Consider the following 17,470-nt stretch of genomic DNA (forward strand, 5'->3'; position numbering starts at 1 on the left):
AGATGTGTATAAGAGACAGGGGTGGGAGCGAGCCTGCTCGCGAAGGTCCCGGCGTGGTTTATCGGTCCGGTTCGCAGCCCTTCAGCACCAACCGGATAATGGTTTGGGTTGCCGCTTCGTAGTCGCTGTCTTCAAGCTTGGTCTTGCCGGTGATGGCCGAGATCTGCCAGTCGAAGTCGGCGTAGGTCTGGGTTGCCGCCCAGATGCTGAACATCAGGTGGTGCGGGTCGATGGCGGCAATCTGGCCGCGGTCGATCCAGGTCTGGATGCAGGCGATGTTGTGTTGGGCCTGGGCATTCAACAGCTCTACCTGTTTCTCACTCAAGTGCGGGGCGCCATGCATGATTTCGCTGGCGAACACTTTCGAGGCAAAGGGCAGGTCACGGGAAATCACGATTTTTGAGTGGATGTAATTGCTCAATACCGTATTCGGCTCGCCATCGGCGTTGAACGGCGTCGAAGCCCGCAGGATCGGGTCGATAATGCTTTCAAGCACCTCGCGATAGAGGTTTTCCTTGGATTTGAAGTAGTAGTAGACATTGGGCTTGGGCACGCCGGCCTTGGCCGCGATATCGCTGGTTTTGCTGGCGGCGAAACCCTTGTCAGCGAATTCTTCGCTGGCGGCACGCAAAATCAGTTCTTTGTTACGCTCGCGGATACTGCTCATAAACCCGATATGTCCTTGCCTGCTGGGGCGGTCGGGCATGGTAGCACCGGGCTTGCAAGTGGCTCAAGATTGCCGCTTTGCGCGCGGCACGCGCTATGCTTGTGTCCATTCCATCTCTCAGGACGTTTTTCTATGGCTGGCAGTAGCTTGCTGATGTTGCTCGATGATATCGCCGCCGTGCTCGATGACGTCGCTCTGATGACCAAAGTGGCCGCCAAAAAAACCGCCGGTGTGCTGGGCGATGACCTTGCGCTCAACGCCCAGCAGGTATCGGGCGTGCGTGCCGACCGGGAGTTGCCGGTGGTGTGGGCCGTGGCCAAGGGTTCGTTTCGCAACAAGGCGATTCTGGTACCGGCAGCGCTGGCCATCAGTGCCTTTGCGCCCTGGGCGGTGACGCCGCTGTTGATGGTGGGTGGGGCTTATCTGTGTTTCGAGGGTTTCGAAAAGGTCGCCCACAGTTTCACCCACAGCAAGGCCGATGCCCAGAGCCAGCGCCAGGCCTTGCAGGAGTCGCTGGCCGGTGCTGAAGTCGATCTGGCGGCGTTTGAAAAGGATAAGGTCAAGGGCGCCGTTCGTACGGACTTTATCCTGTCCGCCGAAATCATTGCCATCACCCTGGGCATCGTCTCCGACTCACCGCTGATGCAGCAGGTGGTGGTGTTGTCGGGTATCGCCATCGTGATGACAGTCGGGGTATATGGCGTGGTGGGTGGCATCGTCAAACTCGACGATGGTGGCCTGTACCTGAGCAAGAAGACCGGCGACGGCGCCTGGCCGCGGTTCCAGCGCAGCTTTGGCCGTGGTGTGTTGAGCGCAGCCCCGTACATGATGAAAAGTCTGACCGTGATCGGCACGGCGGCAATGTTCATGGTCGGCGGCGGTATCCTGACCCACGGTGTACCGCCGTTGCATCATTGGGTTGAAGGCGTTGCGCAAGGCAGCACGCAATGGCTGGGTGTGGTGTCGGTGATTGTGCCGACCCTGCTCAACGCCGTGGCCGGCATTATTGCCGGCGCGGTGGTGTTGGCCGTGGTGTCTGTCGCGAGCAAGGTCTGGCGGGCCATCAAGTCCTAGGCCGCGATGGCACGGGGCAGGGTACTGTCCTGCAGCAATCGATAGCCCAGCACCGCGAACAGCAGCATGACGCCGCCGGCGGCCAGCGACACGCTAAAACCGGCCTGGGCGCCGTACGCGTCCACCACCCAGCCGCCGAGTACCGCACCGAGGGCCACGCCCATGCCCAGACCGGTGATCATCCAGGTCAGGCCTTCAGTCAGCTTGGCAGGTGGGACAATGTTTTCCACCAGGCCCATGGCGGTGATCAGGGTGGGGGCAAAAAACAGCCCGGCGATCAGCATGCCCACGGCCAGGGTGGCGATGCTGTCGGCCCACAGCAGCGGCACCATGGTGATGGATGTGGCCAGGGCGCCGAGCACAAACAGCCTGGGCAGCGGCATGTTCAACTTGAGCATGCCGAACACCAGCCCGGCAGCGCACGATCCCAAGGCGTACATCGACAATACAATGCTTGCGGCAGCCGGTTGGCCCTGATGCTGGGCAAAGGCCACGCTAACCACATCCACCGTTCCCACAATCGTGCCCAGCCCAAGCAGGGCCAACAGCAAAACCACCACGGCGCCCTGGCGTAAAACTGTGCCCTGGTGCTCGCTGCTACGCGGGTGTACCGGTGGTTCGGTGCTGCGTTGCAGCACAAACACGCTGACGCCGATGGCCAGCAGGATGGCTGCCGCCAGTGGTCCGGCCTGGGGGAACAGCGCCACACTCAGGCCCACGGAAATCGGCGGGCCGATAATAAAGCTCACTTCATCGAGTACCGACTCGAACGAGAACGCCGTATGCAGTTTGGGCGAGCCGCGATACAGCTCGGTCCAGCGTGCCCGCACCATTGCCGACATGCTCGGCATGCAGCCCGACAGGGCGGCGAACACAAACAGCGTCCAGTCCGGCGCGCCAAAATGACTGCACAGCAGCAAGGCCAGCAAGGCGCTGACGCCAATGGCGGTGACACCGGGCAGGATGCGGCTCTGGCCGTAGCGGTCGACCCAGCGTGAAATCTGCGGAGCCAGCAGGGCTGTGGCCAGGGCAAAGGTGGCGGCTACGCCACCGGCCAGCCAATAGGAACCTTGCAGTTGCGCCAGCATGGTGATGATGCCGATGCCGACCATTGAGATCGGCATCCGCGCGATCAGGCCCGCACCGCTGAAAGCCTTGGTGCCGGGGGCGCTGAAAATCTCGCGATAGGGGTTGGCCATACAAGCTCCGGAACAGTGTTGGGGATTGCTTTCGTAGCAGCTGTCGAACGCAGCCTTCGGCAGCTGCTACGGGAATGTGTGATTACCGAGCATGACATACGCGGCGTATGTAGAAATATACGCATACACAGCGTATGTCAATTAACATACGTCGCGTATCCAAAAATAAAGGTGACAGGCATGGCGCCCAAAGCGCGGTCGCAAATGATCGAAGAAACCCGTGGCAAGCTGCTTGAGGCGGCTCGCCTGGCATTCAGTACGGTGGGCTATGCCCGGACATCGATGGACGAATTGACGGCTTCGGTCGGGCTGACGCGTGGCGCGTTGTACCACCATTTTGGCGACAAGAAAGGCTTGTTCAAGGCCGTGGCCCAGCAGATCGATGCCGAGCTGGATGCGCAGCTGGCGCAGGTGTTTGAGCAGGCGGACAGCCAGTGGCAAGGGTTTAAGGATCAATGCCGGCTGTATCTGGAGATGGCCCTGCAAGTCGAGGTACAGCGCATTCTGTTGCGCGATGCGCCTTCGGTGCTGGGCTCGCAATATGTGCAGAACACCCAGTCGGTGTGCTGCCTGTCGATGGCGTCGATGCTGCAGGGGCTGATGGACACCGAGGTGATTCAACGCACCGATCCCGAGGCGCTGGCGCGTCTGATTCAGGGCGGGCTGATGGATGCGTCGTTCTGGATTGCCGAGGCCGACAACCCGCCGCAGCGTCTGGCCGCTGCGCTGGACAGCCTGGACCTGATGCTGCGCGGTTTGCTGCGGGTGCCTGAGCCGCGCTGACGCGGCCCGGGCCCGTGCATCAGAAGTGGTACTTGATCAGCAGGCTGGTGGTGTTCTGATTGGTTTTGAACGCGCCGCTGTCTTCGATGCCGTACTTGTTTTTCCAGTAGTCGTATTCCACACCGACGTACAGTTGCTTGGCGCTCCAGCTCAGGGCCTTGCCGAGGTCATATTTAACCTGCGGGTTGAAGTGCAGGTTGGCGTGGTAGGTGCCACGGGAGTTCTCGTCGTTGTCGACCACCCAGTCCATGTAGCCGTCGATCAGCACATCGGAGTTGCCCAGGGGCAGGGTGTAGGACCACACTGGGGTGATCTGCCACACACCTTTGCCGGCGCGGCTGCCTTCCGGGAAGCGTTGGTAGAAGTTCAACTGGAAGTAGTCAAAGCCCGGCACGTTCAGGTCGAAACCCGGACCGATCAGGTAGGCATCGGTATCGCCTTCGCCAAACTCGTAAGTCATGGCCAGCAGCACGTCTTTGATCGGGCCGAATTCAAACTTCTGGTCGAAGATCTTGCCGAACGACAAACGCGGGGTGAATTCACCGTAGTAGGTGTTCGGGCCGACGTTGCCGTCTTTCTTGCCGTTGTAAAAGATACGGTCAAGGAAGAAGAAGTTGTCACCGTACTTCCAGCTGTCAGCATGCTCGAAGGTCATGGTCTGCTGAATTTTTGGATTGACCTGGAAGTCCTTGCCGTACAAGTAAGTCAGGCTGTTGGTTTGCCATTGCAGCAGGTCGCCGGCGACTGCCGGAGCCCCGCCCAGCATGCTCCCCGCAAGCATCAGGCCGGTAAGTGTGCGCTTCATTCGGTTAGCTCCAAAATATAGAAAGTTGTGCAAGTAGTGCGAACGTGGCGCTCTGTTGTGGCGCCTTGGTTCATGGTTTTAAAAGTTGCCTTTACGGTCAGCTTCAGTGCTTTTAGCAAGTTCGGGGCCATACCTGTTTTATAGCCATGAATAAACCCTCGACTGCGCGTTGGCAGTTGAGTGCAGGGGGCGGCAGGCAGGCCGTAAACCTTTGATATAAAGGCAAAAGTTGGCTTTAAAGTCAGCTTTGAAAAACGTCGCGTTTAAGCGGGCGCGCAGGATACGGGCTCTGGCGTGTGCACTCAAGCGCTCTGTTAAAGCCCAGGGCGGGCAATAACAGAGCATGCACAGTCTAGAGCTTAGAAGTGGACTTTGATCAGGGCACTGGCGGTGTTCTGGTTGGTATCAAGACGGCTGCTGCTTTCGATGCCGTACTTGTCCTTCCAGTAGCTGTATTCAATCCCGACATAGAGCTGTTTTTCACCCAGGTTCAGGGCCTTGCCCAGGTCATATTTGATCTGTGGGTTGAAGTGCAGATTGGAGTGGTAGGTGCCGCGTGAGTTCTGGTCGTTGTCCACCACCCAGTCCATATAGCCGTCGATCAACACGTTGGAGCGGCCCAGGGGGATGGTGTAGGAAAACGACGGAGTGATCTGCCAGACCCCGGTGCCAGGGCGTGGGCCCTCGGTATGGCGGCGATAGAAGTTGAGGGTGAAGTAGTTGAAGCCCGGTACCGCCAGATCAAAGCCCGGGCCGATCAGGTAGGCCTCGCTGTCGCCTTCGCCATATTCATAGGTCATGGCCAGCAGCACATCCTTGATCGGGCCATATTCGAATTTGCGGTCGAAGATCTTGCCGAACGACAGGCGCGGGCTGAACTCGCCGTAATAGGTGTGCGGGCCTTTGTTGGGGTCTTCTTTGCCGTTGTAGAAAATACGGTCGACAAACAGGAAGTTGTCGCCGTACTTCCATTTGTCCGCATGTTCGAAAGTGACGGTTTGCTGGATCGACGGGTTGATCGCGAAGTTCTTGCCGTACAGGTAGGTCAGGCTGTTGGTTTGCCATAAAAACAGGTCCCCGGCCATTGTCTGGCTGGCAGCCAAAAGTCCACCTGCGAGCGTGACGCCCCAGTGTTTGCACTTCATGGGTAACTCCCTTTTTTATTGTTTTTGTAAAGCGAGAGCCCCTCTCCCTAGCCCTCTCCCGGAGGGAGAGGGGATTGGTCGTGCGAGCGCTCAGGAACACCACCGATCAGCCCCCTCTCCCTTGGGGAGAGGGTTGGGGTGAGGGTCAGGGCTCAGTGCTGGTGCACATGCCCGCTCATGGCTGCGCGTTCGGAACCGCCCAGCACATTGAACATCAGGTTCAGGCACACCGCGCTGACAGCGGCCATGGCGATACCGCTGTGGGTGATGGGGTCCATCCACAGTGGCAGGTGGGCGAAAAACTCAGGACGCACCACCGGGATCAGGCCCATGCCGATGCTCACGGCCACCAGCAACTGATTGCGGCGGTCGGCGATGTCGGCTTCCTGGAGGATCTTGATCCCGGTTGCCGCGACCATGCCGAACATGGCAATGGCGGCGCCACCCAACACTGCAGGCGGAATCGAGGCCACCAGGTACGCCGCTTTCGGCAGCAGGCTGAGGGTGATCAGGAAGATACCGGCCATGATGGTTACCGAGCGGCAACGCACGCCGGTCATTTGCACCAGGCCAATGTTCTGGGCGAAGGAGGAGTGGGTGAAGGTGTTGAAAAAACCGGCGATAAACGAAGCGCCTGCGTCACACAGCAAACCGCGACGCAGCATGCGCGGGGTGACTTCCTGATCGGTGATTTTGCCCAGCGCCAGGAACATCCCGGTGGACTCGACAAAAATGATCACCACCACCAGGCACATCGAAAGAATCGGTGCCAAATGAAACTCCGGCATGCCGAAGTGCAAGGGGGTGACAACCTGGAACCACGGCGTATTGTCCAGCCCGGAGAGGTCGACCATGCCGATGGCGCCTGACAGCACATAGCCCAGGGCCATGCCGATCAAGACCGACACATTGACCCAGAAGCCGCGCATAAAGCGGTTGATCAGCAGGATGGTGCCCAGCACCAGAGCCGCGATGGCCAGGTACACCGGCGAGCCGAATTGCGCCGCAGCACTGCCGCCACCGGCCCAGTTGACCGCAACGGGGAACAGCGACAGGCCGATCGACGTAATGACAGTACCGGTGACCAGGGGAGGAAAGAAGCGCACCACCTTGGACATAAATGGCGCAATGATCATTCCGAAAAAGCCCGCGGCGATGGTCGCGCCGAAGATCCCGGTCAAGCCGATACCCGGCATCCCGGCCATTGCCACCATGCTGCCAACGGCGGCAAAGCTGGCACCCATCATGACCGGCATGCGAATACCCATGGGGCCGATACCCATCGACTGCACGATGGTCGCGACACCCGCCACCAGCAGGTCGGCGTTGATCAGAAACGCGATCTCTTCACGACTCAGGCCTGCAGCCTGTCCGATGATCAGCGGCACGGCCACGGCGCCGCCATACATCAGCAGCACATGCTGCAAACCGACCAGGATCAGTTGCAGCATGGGTAGCCGCGCCAGCGGGGGCGGGGCGGTCACGGCGGGTATGCGCGGTTCGGTTAAATCGGACATGCAACACCTCGGTCATTTTTATTGTTGTGAGCTAGTGGTGTGTTCTTGCGGCCGCAGCGGGGCTGCGACCGCAAAGGCGGGGCGTCAGTTGGTCCGTGCCCCTGCATTGATCCAGGCGCCGACCAGGTCGCGCTCCTGTTGCGTCATTTGCGTGATGTTGCCCAGCGGCATGATCGGCGTGACAACGGCCTGAGCCTGAATGCGCGGGGCCATCAGCTGGATCTGTTGCGCGGTGTCGAACATCACGCCTGCCGGAGCCGCACTGAACAACGGGCTGCTGGGGGTGGCGGAATGACAGACCGTGCAGCGCTCCTGGATCACCTTGTGGACTTGTTCAAAATCGACGGTGGCCACTGGCGCTGCCGCGGGTGCCTGTGCCGGTGCCGCTGGCGGAGCATCTGCAGCCTTGACGCCGCCCAGGGCGGTTTCCGGCAGCGGTTGGTACTTGATCACCTTGGCGGTTTCTGGCGCTGTCGACACAGGCTTTGGACCGGTAACGTAAGCCAGGCAAATCATGCCCAGGGCTGCGACCGGCAGGGTCCAGGCATATTTGTGGCTGTCGTGGCGGGTGTTGAAGTAGTGACGTACCAGCACTGCCAGCACCGCAATCCCGGCCAGGATCAACCAGTTGTACTGGCTGCCATAGGTGCTCGGGAAGTGGTTGCTGATCATGATGAACAGCACCGGCAAGGTGAAGTAGTTGTTGTGTCGCGAACGCAGCAGGCCTTTGGCCGGCAGTGCCGGGTCAGGGCTGCGGCCTTCCTTGATCGCGGCTACCAGGGCCCGTTGTGCCGGCATGATGGTGCGGAATACGTTCCCGACCATGATGGTGCCGATAATGGCGCCCACGTGCAGGTAGGCACCGCGCCCGCTGAACACTTTGCTCAGGCCGAACGCTGCTGCAACCAGCAGCACAAACAGGACGAAACCGAGCAACGCCGGGCGTTTGCCCAGGGCGGAGTCGCACAGAAAGTCGTAAACGAACCAGCCGGCAATCAGCGAGCCGATACCGATGGCAACCGCTTCAGGGCCGCTCATGCTGCTGCCTGGAGCAATCAGGTACAGCGCGGGGTTGAAGTAGAACACCAGACAGAGCAGGGCGATGCCCGACATCCAGGTGAAATAGGCTTCCCATTTAAACCAGTGCAGGTTTTCCGGCATGGTGGGTGGGGCCAGTTTGTATTTTTCGAGGTGGTAAATACCGCCGCCGTGAATCGCCCATAGATCGCCAGCAAGGCCATCCTTGGGGTTGGCCCGGTTAAGGTTGTTCTCCAGCCAGACGAAATAAAACGACGCGCCAATCCAGGCCACACCGGTAATCATATGAATCCAGCGCACGCTCAGATTCAGCCATTCCATTAGATGTGCTTCCACAGTCTTTACCTCTTGCCCGTCACTCTTTTGTGAGTGTTGGACCTTCTCTTATTGGTGGGGGGCGAGGAACAGCAACTGATCCTCTTTAAAGAAATGCTCATCGCAGTTATTACCGCTGCCACTGCGATCAACCACCAGGAAGTCATCCCGCTTTTCGATCGTCAGCACCGGGTGGTGCCAGACGCCGCGATGGTAATTGATGCCCTGCCTGCCATTACTGACAAAGGCGCGGACCAGGTCCGATACAGGTTCATCGCCAACGGGCGCGACCACGATCAGAAAGGGGTTGCCGAGCAGCGGTATAAAAGCCTGGCTGCCCAGCGGATGGCGCTCCAGCATGCGTACTGTGAACGGCATGTCCTGCGCCTCGGCGCGGAAAATGCTGATGATCGCCTTGTCCTCTGGCGTAGCCGTTTCGACCTCGGCCAGACGGTGAAAGCGCATGGTCGAACCGTTATTGATCATGAAGTGGTCGCTGCCATCGGTTTCAATCACGTCACCGAAAGGGGCGAAGGCTTCTTTGGTCAGAGGTTCAATCATCAATGTGCGCATGGTGGTCTTCTTATTCGGGTTTCTGTGGTGTCAGTTTTGTCGCTATCGCGGGTAACCCCGCTCCCACAGGATGAATACATTTCAAATGTGGGAGCGGACTTGCCTGCGATGGGTGCAGCGCTTATTTGGCGACTTTGCCCAATACGCGGATGCGGCTTACACCACCATCCGGGAACAGGTTGAGGCGAATGTGGGTGATCGGGCCGAGGTTTTTCAGTTGCTCGCTGTAGGTGTGTTCAGCGTGCATTTCCATTTTTTGGCTCGGCAGCAGTTCACGCCAGAACAGCGACTGGGTTTCGATCTGGCTGTCGGTACCGCCCTTGACGTACGCGCCCTGGATCGAGCAGCTGTCCGGGTAGTTGCCCTTGAAGTGCAGGGTGTCGACGATGATTTTTTCGATCTCGCCCGGGTGGCCCAGCGCGACGATGACCCAGTCATTGCCCGGGGTACGACGACGTGCGGTTTCCCAGCCATCGCCCATATTGATGCCGCGGCCAGGGTTGAGGATGTTGCTCATGCGTCCGAAGTGTTCGTCGGAGCAGGCGAGGGCGCGGCCACCGTTGAGAGCTGCGGCCAGATCGACCTGTTCGTTGTCGCCTACTGCCGACCAGTCACGGAACGGCACGCCGTACACGCGCAGACGCGCTACGCCGCCATCCGGGAAAATGTTGAAGCGCAGGTGGCTGAAGGCCTGGTCATTGTTGATTTCGTGGTAGTGATGGCTGTTGCCCTGCAGCTCGACGGCCGACAGTACTTCCACCCACTGGGTGTTTTCATTCGGTTCGCCCGAGGCCAGGAAGCAGGCTTCCAGCGAGGCCGATGGTGGAAAGTTGCCGGTGAAGAATGAAGTGTCGATGTCCACACCCTTGATCGAGCCCGGAACGCCAAGACGGATGACGGCACTGTCATAGCCTTCGAAGCGCTTGCGGCGGGACTCCCAACCGTCCATCCACTTGCCGTTGTCATCGAAAACGCCCTCCTTCCATACGGCCGGGGTCGGCTGGAACATGCGGTTGGCGTCGGCAAACCAGTCATCGGTTACCGAAACGATTTTGGTGCCCAGGCGGGCATCGGCCAGGTTGACGAACTTCTCGAAAGGTACGGCGTAAGCTTTCATTCTTCTTGTCTGCCTTTAAATGAGTGGCTGGAGATGCGTCATCGGCGGGTGCCGGTTCGGCTTAGAGCTGGAGTAATCGGAACAGGGCGATCTTGTTGATTTCTGCCAACGCGCACTTGAACTCGACGTCTGCCGGGTTATGGATGCGGGTTTCGAACGCGGCGAGGATCTGGTGCCGGTCGCTGCCTTTTACCGCCATGATGAAGGGAAACTTGAACTTGGCTTTGTAGGCCTCGTTCAGCTCGGTGAAGCGTTGAAACTCTTCGGCCGTGCATTGGTGAATACCGGCGCCAGCCTGTTCATTGGTGCTGGCTTCGGTCAGTTGGCCCTGGACGGCTGCTTTGCCGGCCAGGTCCGGGTGAGCGTTGATCAATGCCAGTTGGCTGGCGTGATCGGCGTTCAACAAAATGTCACTCATGCGCTGGTGCAGGGTTTCGATCTGGTCGACGCTGCTGTCCAGGCCCAGGTCGTAGGCCTTTTCGGCAACCCAGGGCGAGTGTTCGTAGATATCGGCAAAAGCCGCCACGAAGGCTTCACGGCTCAGTTGTGAAGGCTTGAGGGTCTTGAAGGCGCTCATTTGGCGGTCTCGGCAACAAAAGGGTGGGTGGCGTGCCAGTGGCGGGCAATGTCCACGCGGCGGGTGAACCAGACCTGTTCGTGGCCCTTGGCGTACTCAATGAAACGCTTGAGGGCGGCCAGGCGCGCAGGGCGGCCAATGAGGCGGCAATGCAGGCCGATGGAAAGCATCTTCGGCGACTCTGCGCCTTCGGCGTACAGCACATCGAAAGCATCCTTGAGGTACTGGAAAAATTGCTCGCCGGTGTTGAAGCCCTGCACCTGGGTAAAGCGCATGTCATTGGTATCCAGGGTATAGGGGATCACCAGATGCGGTTTGCCGGTGGGATTGTTGGGTTCCCAGTAGGGCAGGTCGTCGTCATAGGTATCGCAGTCGTACAAAAAGCCGCCTTCTTCCATCACCAGGCGCCGGGTATTGGGACCGGTGCGGCCGGTGTACCAACCCAGCGGGCGTTCGCCGCTGATTTCGGTGAGGATGCGGATGGCTTCGAGCATGTGTTCACGCTCTTGTGCTTCATCCATGTACTGGTAGTCGATCCAGCGATAACCGTGGCTGCAGATCTCATGCCCGGCCTCGACCATGGCGCGGATCACATCCGGATGGCGCTGGGCGGCCATTGCCACGGCAAACACCGTGAGCGGAATATCGAACTCGCGAAACAGCTTGAGGATGCGCCACACGCCTGCACGGCTGCCGTACTCATACAGCGACTCCATGCTCATGTTGCGCTCGCCCTGCAATGGTTGGGCTGAGACCATTTCCGACAGAAAGGCTTCAGACTCCTTGTCACCGTGCAGGATGTTGCGCTCGCCGCCTTCTTCGTAATTGAGAACAAAAGACAGGGCGATGCGGGCGTTGCCCGGCCAATGCGGGTGTGGAGGGTTTGGACCGTAACCAATCAGGTCGCGTGGGTAGTCAGCGCTCACTGCAGTCTTCCTTATTGTTCGTGGTAACAGTCGATTGGCCAGACCTGGCGTCACTGCGATGAGCTGATTGTATACAACTTTACATTTTATTTGTAACCCTGATTTTTGCTATTTCTACCACGATTTGTACAGAAAGAGTACTTGCAAGAAACCTGCCTGATTGGTCAGTTTATGGGCGAAAGGTCTCTGAGGACTGCGACTTTGACGATTAATGCCGTGCAGGCCCCGTAGCGTCGGGGGATGCGCAGATTGTCATTTTTAATTGTGTACAATTTTTTTGATAAATGTCTTAATCGTGTCTTCGCCGAGCCTTTTGGTGCGCCAAAAGAGGGCGGCAGCCGTTTTTTTCACGACTCGGGAGGTCGCACAATCAATGGGACGTTTGACTACGCACGTTTTGGATGCCGCACACGGCTGCCCGGGCAGCTCGATCAAGGTCGAGCTGTATCGGGTTGAAGGTTCGGGGCTGGAGTTGGTCGCTACAGCCCTGACCAACAGCGATGGCCGTTGCGACGCGCCGTTGCTGGAGGGGGAGGCCTACCGTTCCGGGGTTTACCAGGTGCAGTTCAGTGCCGGTGATTACTACCGCGCACGGGGTGTGAAATTGCCGGAGCCGGCGTTTCTGGATGTGGTGGTACTGCGTTTCGGGATCAGCGCCGAGCAGGATCACTACCATGTACCGCTACTGATTTCGCCGTACAGCTACTCGACCTATCGCGGTAGCTAATCGTTTTCGATCTGCGCATGTGGTTATTTGCCCGCTCACACTGCGGGCTTTTTTTTGCCTGTCTAAATGCCATGTCCGTAGCAGCTGCCGAAGCAACGAGGCTGCGTTCGGCGGCGTAGCCGTCGTAGAACCTGAATCCGCTGTCCATCAGATAAATCGCGAACTCAGGTCTTACGATTGCTTCGCAATCGAACGCAGCCTCGTTCCTTCGGCAGCTGCTACGGGCTTGTGTGCAATCAGCGGCTCAACAACGACGCCGTGCCTGCCACGCTGAACAGCCCGGCACTGACCCGGTTGAACCAGCTCTGGCCCTTGCCGCTGCGCAGGTACCCCGCGGCACCGTGGGCACCCAGGCCGTAGGCCAGCTTGCACAGCAGGTCGAGCACGGTCCAGGTGGCGATCATCACCAGTAACTGGTTGAGGAACGGTAGATCGGGGTTGAGAAACTGCGGCAAAAAGGCAGCAAAGAACAGAATGTCCTTAGGATTGCTGGCCCCCAGCACGAACGCGCGCCCAAACAGGGCGCTAAAGCGCGGTATTGGTGCGGCTTCGGGCACATTGGTGACGGTGGCCGGCTGGCGCGATTGTTTCCAGCTTTGCCAGGCCAGGTAAAACAGGTACAGCGCGCCCACGATCTTCAGGGCGCTGAAGAGTTTTTCCGAGGCCAGCAGCAAGGCGCCCAAACCCAGTGCCGAAGCGCTGAGCAGGCAGATCGAGGCAAATACACCTCCCAGAAAAGCCGGGTACGAACGGCGCAAGCCGTAGTTCAGACTGTTGCTGATCATCAATAACGACAGCGGCCCTGGAATCAGGATTACCACCAATGCCGCGCTGCTGAACAGCAGCCAGGTTTCCAGACTCATCACTTCCTCCCAAACAACAAAGGCCCCGCGTCATTGCGGGGCCGATTGATACCGCCCGGTTTACAGGAAAATAAACTTGGCGATGAAAATAGCGCAGAGCACCCACAGGCTGACGGAAATTTCCCGGTATTTGCCGGTGCCTGCCTTGAGTGCGACAAAGCTGATAAAGCCCAGGGCTATCCCGTCGGCGACCGAGAAGGTCAAAGGCATCATGATCACGGTCACTATGGCCGGGATGCAGTCAGTGGGTTCGTCCCAGTTGATGTGCTGCATGCCGCCCATCATCAGCATGGCCACATAAATCAGAGCGCCTGCTGTGGCATAAGCGGGGATCATGCCAGCCAGGGGGGCAAAGAACATGGCGGCCACAAACAACACCCCCACGGTGACGGCAGTAAGCCCGGTACGCCCGCCTGCCGCAACGCCTGCGGCGCTTTCCACGTAGCTGGTCACGGGTGGCACGCCGACCACCGCACCGAACACGCTGGAGGCGCTGTCGGCCTTGAGGGCCCGGGACAGGTTTTCGATCCTGCCATCGGCCTTCACCAGCCCGGCACGCTGGGCCACGCCCATCAGGGTGCCGGCCGTATCGAACATGTGTACAAACAGAAAGGCCAGCACCACGCTGATCATGCTGATGTTGAAAACGCCCTTGAGGTCCATGGCCATCCAGGTCGGTGCAAGGCTTGGCGGTGCTGACATGATGCCGTTGTAATGCACCAGATCCAGGCCCCAGCCGGCGAGGGTCACGGCGATAATGCTGATCAGGATGGCGCCGAAGACGCGGTGATAGCTCAGAATCGCAATCATCAAAAAGCACACCGCCGCCAGCAGCGGGGCTGGGTCGCGCAATGAACCGAGCTTGATCAGGGTGGCCGGGCTGTCGACGATAATGCCCGAGGTTTTCAGGCCGATAATCCCCAGGAACAACCCCACCCCGGCACCCATCGCGTACCGCAAGCTGACGGGAATGCTGTTGAGCAGCCATTCACGCACCCGCGACAGGGTCAGAATCAGGAACAGCACACCGGAGACAAACACGGCACCCAATGCTGTTTCCCAGCTGTAACCCATGGTTCCGACCACGGTGTAAGTAAAAAACGCATTCAGTCCCATACCTGGCGCCAGGCCTACTGGCCAGTTGGCGTAAAGCCCCATCAACAGGCTGCCGAGAGCGGCGGCAATGCAGGTGGCGACGAAGGCTGCACCATGATCGATCCCAGCATCGGCCATGATGTTGGGGTTGACGAAGATGATGTAGGCCATGGTGATGAAGGTGGTCAGCCCGGCAATCAGCTCGGTTTTGACCGTGGTGCCATGCAGTGACAGTTTGAACAGGCGTTCCAGCCAGCTGCGGGCGGCGGGCGTGGCAAGTTCGACAACGGGTATTTCTGACTTTTGGCTGTCCACGGTGATTTCCTCAGGCTTTTATTATTTTTAAGGGCACTGGGTGTGGCGGGAGAAGTTTTTCTGACTTTCGGGTCAGAAACGCAGGCGAAGTGAATTATGCTTTTGTATACAAAAAAAGCAAATAATGTTTTTCAGATTGTGATCAGAAAGTGATGGGTGGGTGTCTGTTTTCTGTGTGAGCGAGTTTGCTCGCGATTGGATCGCTGCGGTGCAACTGGAGTACTGCGGCGCCTGCATCGCGGGCAAGCCCGCTTACAGAACAAGCCACCTTCCACAGGAACCCTGCTCTAGAGCTGGCGGCTTTGTCCCAGGGCATGATTGACCGCCAGCCAGCCATTCACCGCGTCTTCACCTGCCTGAGCAAATACCCTTTGCAGCAGCTTGACCTGTTCGCGGCGCAGGCTCTTTTCGAAGGCCACACCGTCGGCAGTCAGTTCCAGCAGGCGTTTGCGCTTGTCGGTCTCGGGCGCGACGCTGCGCACCAGGGCCATCTCGATCAACTGGCGTAATGGCGTATTCAGGGCCTGCTTGCTCACGCCCAGTAAGGTCAGCAGTTCCTTGACGCTGACACCGGGGTGGTGGGCGATAAAAAAAACAATACGCTGATGCACCCGACTCAGCCCACGACGTGCCAGCATTTCATCCGCTTTGGCGGTAAATGCTTGATAGCCAAAGAAGAAGGCTTCCATGGCGGCGCGCTGAGTGGTCGGATTTTTAAGGTCAAGCATATTGACGTATCTAGGGTTCGCGGCGTAGTTTCGGTCAAACAGTTTGACTTATTTCCAATTACTTCCGCTACCGGTGATCTGTATGGCCTTCTCCGAACGTGTTTCCCGCCTGAAAAGCTCCTTGATTCGTGAAATTCTGGCTGCGGCCCAACGTCCGGAAGTCATGTCTTTCGCTGGCGGGCTACCGGCCGAGGCCATGCTGCCCAAGGTCGACTGGACCGATATGCCTGCCTCGATGGGTCAGTACGGCATGAGCGAAGGTGAGCCGGCACTGCGTGAAGTACTGGCTGCAGAGGCTCGCGCACTGGGGGTTGATTGCGATGCCAGCCAGGTGATGGTGTTGAGCGGTTCGCAGCAGGCGCTGGATCTGGCAGCCAAGCTGTATATCGACAAGGGCACCGAAATCATGCTCGAAGCACCGACCTACCTGGCGGCGCTGCAAATCTTCCAATTGTTCGGCGCCGAATGCCTGACGTTCCCGCTGCAAGCTGATGGCCCTGATCTAGCTGCGTTGCGCGTGCAGCTGGAAAAACACAGCCCGGCGTTCATCTACCTGATCCCGACGTTCCAGAATCCGTCTGCTGTGCGTTACAGCGAAACCAAGCGCGACGCGGTTGCTGCCTTGCTCGACGAGTTCGGCGTGACCCTGATCGAAGACGAGCCGTACCGCGAGCTGAACTTCGACGGTGGCAGCGCCACACCGATCGTCAGCCGCCTGAAAAAAGCCAGCTGGATCTATACCGGCACTGTGTCCAAGACCCTGTTGCCGGGCCTGCGCGTCGGTTTCCTGATTGCCAGCCCTGACCTGTACCCGCACTTGCTGCGCCTCAAGCAATCGGCTGACCTGCACACCAACCGCGTTGGCCAGTGGCAAGCATTGCAGTGGATCGGCACCGAGAAAATGAGTAATCACCTGGCCGAACTGCGTGATTTCTACCGCGTGCGCCGTGACGGTTTTCAGCTGGCGCTGGAAGAGCATTTCTCGGATCTGGCTGACTGGCATGTGCCCCAGGGCGGTTTGTTCTTCTGGCTGACCCTCAAGCAACCGTTCGATACCCGCACTTTGCTCAAGCCTGCGCTGGAACAGAACGTGGCCTTTATGCCGGGCGAGCCGTTCTTCGCCAACCCGGACCAGAACGTGGGCAGCCTGCGCCTGAACTTCAGCCACATCGATCCGGCACGTCTGCATGAGGGCCTCAAGCGTCTGGCCAACGTGATTCGTCAGGCCCAGGCTGCCCAGGCGGCCTGAAGGAGGCGCAATGCTCAAGGTTTATGGCGATTACAACTCGGGCAACTGCTACAAGATCAAGCTGATGCTGCATTTGCTGGGGCTTGAGTATCAGTGGTTTGCCGTGGACATTCTCAAGGGTGAAACCGAGACCCCGGAGTTTCTGGCGAAAAACCCCAACGGTAAAGTGCCGGTGCTGGAGCTGGAAGACGGTACGTGCCTGTGGGAGTCCAACGCGATTCTCAACTACCTGGCCGACGGCAGCGAGTTTTTGCCGACCGAACCGCGTTTGCGCACGCAAGTGCTGCAATGGCAGTTTTTCGAGCAGTACAGTCATGAGCCGTATATTGCGGTGGCGCGCTTTATCCAGTTTTACCTGGGGCTACCCGAAGAGCGCCTTGAGGAATACCGCAAGCTGCAAAAGCGTGGCTACAAGGCGCTGGACGTGATGGAGCAACAGCTCACGCGCACGCCGTATCTGGTGGGTGAGCAATACTCGATCGCCGACGTGACGCTGTATGCCTATACCCATGTGGCCCATCAGGGCGGGTTTGACCTGAGCGGCTACCCGGGTATTCAGGCCTGGCTGGCGCGGGTGGCCAGCCATCCGCGGCATGTGGGAATGCTCGATTGAGCAAATCGCCCCTTTAAAAAAACCGGCCAAGTGCCGGTTTTTTTTGTGCGCACATTCTGTAGCCGCTGACGAGGTCTGAAGGAAACTTCAACTGTGGGAGCGAGCCTGCTCGCGAAGGTCGTTCCCTGTCTCTTATACACATCT

18 protein-coding genes are annotated in these 17,470 nt (G+C 58.8%); 5 read left to right on the top strand and 13 right to left on the bottom strand.

Annotation, left to right across the window (positions count from 1 at the left end):
- Positions 1-58: 58 nt before the first annotated feature.
- Complete coding sequence (locus QN377_RS21220; RefSeq protein WP_322212665.1) at positions 59-667, bottom strand: TetR/AcrR family transcriptional regulator; 609 nt, start codon at positions 665-667, stop codon at positions 59-61.
- Between the two features lie 132 nt (positions 668-799).
- Here QN377_RS21220 and QN377_RS21225 point away from each other — a divergent pair, with 132 nt between their 5' ends.
- Complete coding sequence (locus QN377_RS21225; protein WP_095002062.1) at positions 800-1,741, top strand: DUF808 domain-containing protein; 942 nt, start codon at positions 800-802, stop codon at positions 1,739-1,741.
- Here the strand turns inward: QN377_RS21225 and QN377_RS21230 are convergent.
- On the bottom strand, positions 1,738-2,940 hold the full coding sequence (locus QN377_RS21230; RefSeq protein WP_095019576.1) for an MFS transporter: 1,203 nt from the start codon (positions 2,938-2,940) through the stop codon (positions 1,738-1,740). The genes QN377_RS21225 and QN377_RS21230 overlap by 4 nt on opposite strands.
- Before the next feature lie 180 nt (positions 2,941-3,120).
- Between QN377_RS21230 and QN377_RS21235 the strand changes: the two genes are divergently transcribed.
- On the top strand, positions 3,121-3,723 hold the full coding sequence (locus QN377_RS21235) for a TetR/AcrR family transcriptional regulator (RefSeq protein ID WP_095024367.1): 603 nt from the start codon (positions 3,121-3,123) through the stop codon (positions 3,721-3,723).
- 19 nt (positions 3,724-3,742) lie between these two features.
- Here QN377_RS21235 and QN377_RS21240 read toward each other — a convergent pair whose 3' ends face one another.
- From QN377_RS21240 to puuE, 8 genes are all read right to left on the bottom strand, one after another.
- A complete protein-coding gene (locus QN377_RS21240) occupies positions 3,743-4,528 on the bottom strand; it encodes an outer membrane protein OmpK (RefSeq protein WP_095002059.1) in 786 nt (261 codons plus the stop codon).
- Between the two features lie 359 nt (positions 4,529-4,887).
- Positions 4,888-5,673, bottom strand: coding sequence for an outer membrane protein OmpK (locus QN377_RS21245; RefSeq protein ID WP_095002058.1), 786 nt, complete (start codon positions 5,671-5,673; stop codon positions 4,888-4,890).
- Between the two features lie 152 nt (positions 5,674-5,825).
- Positions 5,826-7,190 (bottom strand): nucleobase:cation symporter-2 family protein, encoded by a 1,365-nt coding sequence (locus QN377_RS21250; protein WP_095002057.1) that lies wholly within the window; start codon positions 7,188-7,190, stop codon positions 5,826-5,828.
- An 84-nt stretch (positions 7,191-7,274) separates the two neighbouring features.
- The gene (locus QN377_RS21255) at positions 7,275-8,564 is read right to left on the bottom strand and encodes a urate hydroxylase PuuD (protein ID WP_095002056.1); all 1,290 of its coding nucleotides are present in this window, start codon (positions 8,562-8,564) and stop codon (positions 7,275-7,277) included.
- Between the two features lie 48 nt (positions 8,565-8,612).
- Positions 8,613-9,116 carry an ureidoglycolate lyase gene (locus QN377_RS21260; RefSeq protein ID WP_016781501.1) on the bottom strand — a complete coding sequence of 168 codons (504 nt, stop codon included), beginning with the start codon at positions 9,114-9,116 and terminating at the stop codon, positions 8,613-8,615.
- A 121-nt stretch (positions 9,117-9,237) separates the two neighbouring features.
- Positions 9,238-10,233: an allantoicase gene (alc, locus tag QN377_RS21265; protein WP_086797829.1), complete on the bottom strand. Its 996-nt coding sequence runs from the start codon at positions 10,231-10,233 to the stop codon at positions 9,238-9,240.
- A 61-nt stretch (positions 10,234-10,294) separates the two neighbouring features.
- Positions 10,295-10,810: a 2-oxo-4-hydroxy-4-carboxy-5-ureidoimidazoline decarboxylase gene (gene uraD / locus QN377_RS21270; RefSeq protein WP_322212670.1), complete on the bottom strand. Its 516-nt coding sequence runs from the start codon at positions 10,808-10,810 to the stop codon at positions 10,295-10,297.
- Positions 10,807-11,736 carry an allantoinase PuuE gene (gene puuE / locus QN377_RS21275; RefSeq protein ID WP_095002055.1) on the bottom strand — a complete coding sequence of 310 codons (930 nt, stop codon included), beginning with the start codon at positions 11,734-11,736 and terminating at the stop codon, positions 10,807-10,809. The genes uraD and puuE overlap by 4 nt, the downstream gene beginning before the upstream one ends.
- Positions 11,737-12,109: 373 nt before the next feature.
- On the opposite strand from puuE, the gene uraH reads away from it, so the two are divergent.
- Positions 12,110-12,463, top strand: coding sequence for a hydroxyisourate hydrolase (uraH, locus tag QN377_RS21280; protein ID WP_095002054.1), 354 nt, complete (start codon positions 12,110-12,112; stop codon positions 12,461-12,463).
- Positions 12,464-12,699: 236 nt separating this feature from the next.
- Here the strand turns inward: uraH and QN377_RS21285 are convergent, their stop codons facing one another.
- The 3 genes from QN377_RS21285 to QN377_RS21295 form a co-directional block, all read right to left on the bottom strand.
- On the bottom strand, positions 12,700-13,326 hold the full coding sequence (locus QN377_RS21285; protein WP_095019573.1) for a LysE family translocator: 627 nt from the start codon (positions 13,324-13,326) through the stop codon (positions 12,700-12,702).
- A gap of 60 nt (positions 13,327-13,386) precedes the next feature.
- Complete coding sequence (locus QN377_RS21290; protein WP_095019572.1) at positions 13,387-14,736, bottom strand: NCS2 family permease; 1,350 nt, start codon at positions 14,734-14,736, stop codon at positions 13,387-13,389.
- Between the two features lie 287 nt (positions 14,737-15,023).
- Entirely contained in the window at positions 15,024-15,464 is a 441-nt protein-coding gene (locus QN377_RS21295) for a MarR family winged helix-turn-helix transcriptional regulator (protein WP_095002051.1), read from the bottom strand.
- A gap of 82 nt (positions 15,465-15,546) precedes the next feature.
- On the opposite strand from QN377_RS21295, the gene QN377_RS21300 reads away from it, so the two are divergent.
- Positions 15,547-16,713, top strand: coding sequence for a PLP-dependent aminotransferase family protein (locus QN377_RS21300; protein ID WP_095019571.1), 1,167 nt, complete (start codon positions 15,547-15,549; stop codon positions 16,711-16,713).
- Between the two features lie 10 nt (positions 16,714-16,723).
- On the top strand, positions 16,724-17,326 hold the full coding sequence (locus QN377_RS21305) for a glutathione S-transferase family protein (protein ID WP_095002049.1): 603 nt from the start codon (positions 16,724-16,726) through the stop codon (positions 17,324-17,326).
- Positions 17,327-17,470: the final 144 nt, after the last annotated feature.

Source organism: Pseudomonas sp. CCC4.1, assembly GCF_035019225.1.
GTDB lineage: Bacteria > Pseudomonadota > Gammaproteobacteria > Pseudomonadales > Pseudomonadaceae > Aquipseudomonas > Aquipseudomonas bubulae.